This window comes from Tumidithrix elongata BACA0141 (assembly GCF_036349135.1).
Classification (GTDB): domain Bacteria; phylum Cyanobacteriota; class Cyanobacteriia; order Pseudanabaenales; family Pseudanabaenaceae; genus Tumidithrix; species Tumidithrix elongata.
On the sequence record NZ_JAZBJZ010000194.1, the window covers coordinates 1 to 5,871 of the forward strand.

The 5,871-nt window shown below is 45.8% G+C and carries 7 protein-coding genes; 4 read left to right on the forward strand and 3 right to left on the reverse strand.

What is annotated here, in order from left to right:
• Nucleotides 1–110: 110 nt before the first annotated feature.
• A complete protein-coding gene (locus V2H45_RS24855) occupies nt 111–1,184 on the reverse strand; it encodes an Mrp/NBP35 family ATP-binding protein (RefSeq protein WP_330486386.1) in 1,074 nt (357 codons plus the stop codon).
• 370 nt (nt 1,185–1,554) lie between these two features.
• Here V2H45_RS24855 and cysK point away from each other — a divergent pair, with 370 nt between their 5' ends.
• The 4 genes from cysK to V2H45_RS24875 all read left to right on the forward strand — a co-directional run bounded on the left by cysK (nt 1,555) and on the right by V2H45_RS24875 (nt 5,003).
• Nucleotides 1,555–2,520 carry a cysteine synthase A gene (gene cysK, locus V2H45_RS24860; protein ID WP_330486387.1) on the forward strand — a complete coding sequence of 322 codons (966 nt, stop codon included), beginning with the start codon at nt 1,555–1,557 and terminating at the stop codon, nt 2,518–2,520.
• A gap of 112 nt (nt 2,521–2,632) precedes the next feature.
• Nucleotides 2,633–3,487, forward strand: a complete 855-nt coding sequence (gene cysE, locus V2H45_RS24865) for a serine O-acetyltransferase (RefSeq protein ID WP_330486388.1) — start codon at nt 2,633–2,635, stop codon at nt 3,485–3,487.
• Nucleotides 3,488–3,690: 203 nt separating this feature from the next.
• Nucleotides 3,691–4,185 (forward strand): hypothetical protein, encoded by a 495-nt coding sequence (locus V2H45_RS24870; RefSeq protein WP_330486389.1) that lies wholly within the window; start codon nt 3,691–3,693, stop codon nt 4,183–4,185.
• A gap of 14 nt (nt 4,186–4,199) precedes the next feature.
• On the forward strand, nt 4,200–5,003 hold the full coding sequence (locus V2H45_RS24875) for a sulfite exporter TauE/SafE family protein (protein ID WP_330486390.1): 804 nt from the start codon (nt 4,200–4,202) through the stop codon (nt 5,001–5,003).
• A 70-nt stretch (nt 5,004–5,073) separates the two neighbouring features.
• Here V2H45_RS24875 and V2H45_RS24880 read toward each other — a convergent pair whose 3' ends face one another.
• On the reverse strand, nt 5,074–5,517 hold the full coding sequence (locus V2H45_RS24880; RefSeq protein WP_330486391.1) for a YidH family protein: 444 nt from the start codon (nt 5,515–5,517) through the stop codon (nt 5,074–5,076).
• Between the two features lie 111 nt (nt 5,518–5,628).
• A complete protein-coding gene (locus V2H45_RS24885) occupies nt 5,629–5,799 on the reverse strand; it encodes a hypothetical protein (RefSeq protein WP_330486392.1) in 171 nt (56 codons plus the stop codon).
• Between the last annotated feature and the right edge of the window lie 72 nt (nt 5,800–5,871).

The following is a 5,871-nucleotide window of genomic DNA, read 5'->3' on the forward strand; positions in this document are numbered from 1 at the left end:
CGAAGTATTCTTTGCTTCATCAGACCCCGTTGCATTTCATCCTTGAATTGGCCGAAGAATTCAATTTTGTGAAAGAGAAATATAGTGCCCCGCCACAAGCAGATGGGACATCAAAAGCATTTGCGTGCGTGAGAGAATGTTTCGACTAAAGCTTGGGCTATTTCAGTAAAAACTTGACTAGCGAAAAAATGGCGATCGCTTAAAGTAATTGGCACGCCTATATCCCCACCTTCGCAAATACAAGCATGGATAGGAACTTGCCCTAGCAAAGGGGCTTGCAATTCTTCGGCTAATTGCTTTCCTCCATCCTTCCCAAAAATATATTGAGGAATGTGAGAATGCTCTCCATCATTGCCAAGATTTTCTGTAAGCAGATAGCTCATATTCTCAACAATGCCTAATACAGGCACACCCACCTGACGGAACATATGAACACTGCGACGTACATCCGCGATCGCTACTTGTTGGGGCGTTGTCACTAAGATAACCCCACAGATCGGACTTTCTTGCACAATTGTGATTTGAGCATCGCCTGTACCTGGGGGCAAATCAATCAAGAGATAATCTAATTCTCCCCATTCCACTTGGTGAATAAATTGGGTAATGATTTTGTGCAGTACTGGACCGCGCCACGCCAGAGGATGGCTGGGATCTGTCAATAAACCAACGGACATGACTTTGATACCATGCGCCTCTAAGGGGATAAACCGCTGACCATGGGTTGTATCGATCGCCTGAATATCCGACTGTCCCGCACCCAACATTTGCGGCACGTTAGGGCCATAGACATCGGCATCGAGCAAGCCCACTTTTGCACCAGTCAAACTCAATGCTGCTGCCAAATTGACAGCTACTGTCGATTTGCCAACGCCGCCTTTTCCACTAGAAACAGCCAACGTTGTGCGCACGTTGGGAATTGTGCAAAGTTCGACATAGGTCTTTTTGCACCAATCCAGATGAGTAAGAATCCCTTCAACCTGCTCTTGAAGCTCGAGTTGCTCGGAACCTACATATAGCCGCAAGTAGATGTAATTATCGATAATGCGCAGATTGCGTACCATGCCTAAACTCACAATATCTTTATTGAGCATGGGTTCGCAAACTTGCTTGAGCAGCAGAATCACCTCTGCTTTGCGGTTGTCTGTCAAAGGGGAAGTCAAAGCAGTGGGCGAGCGATCTGTCATGAATGGTATGCGGCTAAACAGCGATCGAGTTTACCTATATGTAACTCTATGTAACTTAGATATTAGTACTATTTCACTTAGGTTTACCGTAGATGGGTTGCGATCGCCTATATCACAAGATAGTCGTTTGAAGACATATGGTTAGGCTTGGGATCTTAAACACAGTAACCTGTAAATCTGCTGTAATGTGCTTTAACTAAACATCCTACACAAAACCCATGGGATACTCCTCACTCTTTAATGTGAAATAGTATGTTGATTGCTCAATCTAACTTAAAGAAATTTGCTTAAAAATAAACCGACATATTAGTATAATTACTCAATAAACACGGTAAACCCTGAGACTTGCCGTACATTCCCTGAATTTTTTATGCGTATTGCTCAAGATATTACAGAGTTAGTTGGTCGCACTCCCCTAGTGCAGTTAAACTATATTCCCAAAGCAGAGGGTTCTCTTGCTCGCATTTTACTTAAGCTAGAGGGTATGAACCCTGCTGCTTCGGTAAAAGATCGGATTGGCGTATCGATGATCTTGACTGCGGAAGCTGAAGGATTGATTTCACCGAGGAAAACTGTACTGGTTGAGCCGACTTCAGGGAATACGGGTATTGCTTTAGCCATGGTTGCGGCGGCTAAGGGCTATCGTCTGATTCTCACGATGCCCGAGACAATGAGCTTGGAAAGACGCGCCATGCTAAAAGCCTATGGAGCTGAACTCGAACTAACCCCAAGTAGTGCGGGCATGCGCGGTGCGATCGCAAGGGCGACAGAACTGGCTGCATCTATTCCTCATGCCTTTATGTTGCAACAATTCCGCAATCCAGCCAATCCCAAAGTGCATCGCGAAACAACAGCAGAGGAAATCTGGGCAGATACAGACGGTCAGGTGGACATCCTGATTGCGGGAGTTGGGACGGGCGGAACGATTACAGGTGTGGCAGAGGTGATTAAATCACGCAAACCCTCCTTTCAAGCGATCGCTGTTGAACCTTCTAACAGTCCCGTACTTTCGGGTGGAAATGCAGGCAGTCATAAAATCCAAGGGATTGGTGCGGGTTTTGTGCCAGAAGTCTTGCGTACAGATTTAATTGACGAAATTGTCACAGTTACAGATGATGAAGCCCTCTCTTACGGTCGCCGACTTGCCCGCGAAGAAGGATTATTGTCTGGCATCTCTTCGGGTGCGGCCGTTGCGGCTGCGATTAAAGTTGGGAAAAGACCAGAAAATGAAGGCAAGCTAATTGTTGCAATCCAGCCAAGTTTTGGAGAACGCTATCTTAGCACCGCACTTTTCAAGGATCCGCTACAAGTGGAAGCTTTGTCATCAGTACGTTGATGCGCCTTCAAAAATTTAGGAACTTCCTCTAGATCCCACTAGTGCTGGATGCATCAGGGAGGATGAACCACAAGATCGTTAGTAAACCTACTTTTTACGGTAACTGCTGGACGTGTTAGAAATAATCTTTGCTGATTTTCAAGCAATTCAGAAGCAAGATCCAGCCGCGAAGAACTGGCTTGAAATTTTCCTGTGTTATCCCGGTTGGCACGCTCTTTTATTTCATCGTTTCGCCCATTGGCTATATCGACTGAGAGTTCCTTTTATTCCTAGGACAATTTCCCAGTTAGCGAGGTTTTTAACGGGGATAGAAATTCATCCAGGGGCTCAGATTGGCAAGGGTATCTTAATCGACCATGGCATGGGTGTAGTGATTGGAGAAACCGCAATTGTTGGAAATAATGCCATCATTTATCAGGGCGCTACCCTCGGTGGCACAGGTAAGGAAACTGGGAAGCGCCATCCCACTTTAGGAGAAAATGTAGTAGTCGGGGCTGGAGCAAAGGTTCTCGGTAACATTCAAATTGGCGATCGCGTCAATATAGGAGCTGGTTCAATTGTGCTACGGGATGTCCCCGCTCACTGTACGGTTGTGGGGATTCCCGGACGAGTGATCCGCTATCAAGGGCAGCCAGTGGATTCTCTCAATCGCGAACACTTACCCGATCCTGAAGCAGAGGTGATTAAGTCGCTGTTCCATCGCATTCAAGTGTTAGAGCAGGAATTACTAAAAGTACAGCAACTCCAACCGCTCCAACCATTTCAATCTCTTCCTTTATCCAAGCTAACTGAGTCCAGCAATGGGCTAAATGGCAAAAATATCTACTCCCATAGTCTCACCAACGCAAACTCAGAGGGATCTACAGATAGCCATCCCGTCGAGCCTTTTTCTGCTAAAAGGACTTCTGAGTCAATGTCCGAATCAGATGTTTTAATTCAAGAATTTCTAGATGGGGCAGGCATTTGAGGCATAGGTAGCTCTATCTTTCGATCTATCGCTAAAATAACAAGTTCAAAACTTGGTTTCGAGCAAAAAAACTACGGTAAACACAGGGGAATAATGTATTTTGTGCTACGATATAGGGGACAAAGAAGTCATGCATTGGACGTGACAAAACTTGAGCAAACTGCGATCGCCTTCCCTTCGATCGCATCAACAATGAGACGCAAATGAGTAGTGCAACACCATTAATAACCAAACCGCAGGCTTCTGAAATTTCAGAGGAAATTTCCCCAACAATCTCAACTCCTGAAAATGTTGAGGGCAAAGGAATTAGATTTAGTATTAAGAAACTAAGGGGGCTATTACTGCTCGGTCTTGGTTACTTACTTTCACCCCTATGTTGGTGGAATGACTTATTTTTTAATCTGCCGATCGCCTATGGCTTTGGCTATCTCTGTAGCTTGGCAAGCCCAAAGTTCCTCTTTCCCGGTGCGATTGCGGGCTATTGGCTCTCCAATTTGGTGGGAATTGTTTTAATCCAAATGGGAGCACTGGATGTCCTCCAGAAACAATCGCAAGCACGAAATTTCAAAAAAGAATTACAGAATGGATTGATTACATCCACAGCCTATACGCTCGTCGTTTTGGCATTGATTCAATTCAAGTTTATTAATCTGTCAGCGATCGATCTCAGTTCACTTTTACCCGCCGCCGCGCTCTAGATAGAACTGAGATTATGAATGAATTACTGCTCCCATTTCTGAGCTTTCTTATTGGTATTATTGTTGGTCTAACGGGCATTGGTGGGGCTTCTCTGATCACGCCGATGCTAATTTTTGTATTTCAAGTGCCTGCTTCGGTGGCAGTCAGTTCCGATATTGTGGCAGCCACCCTAATGAAATTTTTCGGTGGGTTCAGTCACTGGCGACAACAGACTCTAGATTTGCAAATCGTAAAATGGCTTGCCTTTGGTAGTGTGCCGGGTTCTCTACTTGGTGTAGAGGTTCTACATGTTCTGAGGGCTTCTAGCGGGTTCGATCCAGATATGTTTTTGCTCCACGCGATCGGGGTGATGATTTTATTGGTGACGCTAGCGGGACTATTGCAGATTGCCCTCTCAACCCTCGCACCAGAGTTTCAAATAGCATCATTCCCTAAGTTAGATCTAAATACGGGTATGGGGCGTGCGGGTGCGATCGCGTTGGGAATGGTACTTGGTTGTATGGTCGGTATGACCAGCGTCTCTTCGGGGTCGCTGTTTGCACTGGTGCTGATTGCCTTTTTTCAACTTGACTCGCGTAAGCTGGTGGGAACTGATTTAGCCCAAGCTGCGATTCTGCTATTCTTCACTTCTCTGGGGCATCTCAGTCTGGGCACGGTCAATTGGGGAATTATCTTGCCGATTTGGCTGGGGTCAATTCCTGGCGTGCTCTTAGGTTCTAAACTCTGTCAACTCGCTCCCCAAAGAGTCCTCCGTGTATTGATCTATGCTCTTTTAATCGCTGTCAGTTGGAAGCTCATCTTTAGCAATCCAATTTAATTTCCAAATGCAGAATATCCGAATGTAGGGGCAGTTCACGAATTGCCCTTATATTTGGCATCTAACGACATCACTCTGGAACCATTAACCCTGTGGGATCGAGGGACACGGAGAATACATAGTAAAGCACTCCTGCGGCGAGAAGTGTAATCATCAGACTGAACAGAATTACCCAGCGATCGCATGGTTCGTAGGTGTCATCGTCTATATCGTTGCGAACCGCAAAGTAATGCTGTGTCGAGAGCCATATCGTTACCAACCCAATTAGAGAAAAGAACAGGCCCAGTTTCCAGCCATTGCCCGGATTGGGTAAAAGGGGCGGACGCAAGATCCGCAACCGCACTACCACAACCCCAATACCCATTAATGCAATACTCGTCCGAATCCATGCTAAAAAAGTGCGCTCGTTGGCAAGGTGATCGCGGATGCGGTTAGGATTGCGTAGTTTTGCTCGCTCTGATTTCTCTTTCTTGCTTGTTTCGTTTTGTTTGAACCTAGCAAATAATTCGTTCATGATATCCAATACAACTACATCTCACACAACGACTAAATACGGACAAACCCGACCCTTCATGGGATCGGGGTCAGGGAGAAGAATACAAAATCTCAGGTTTAGCAGCGATCGCTAATCGTTCCCGTCAGTGGGTGCATTAGGAACCCTTGCATCAATTTCTGATTGTGACACATTTGGAATGAACCATGTCGTCTCTTCAGATTTTACTAAGCTTACGGGGGTATTCAATGCGATCGCTCCTGTTTCTGGATTTGCTTTAACAATCAGCTTTGTGCCATCCACAATTTTTAGGGCTGCGGGGCTAGTACAGCAGGGCGGAAATAGGGCTACCCTATAGAAGGTGAGCTAAATGAA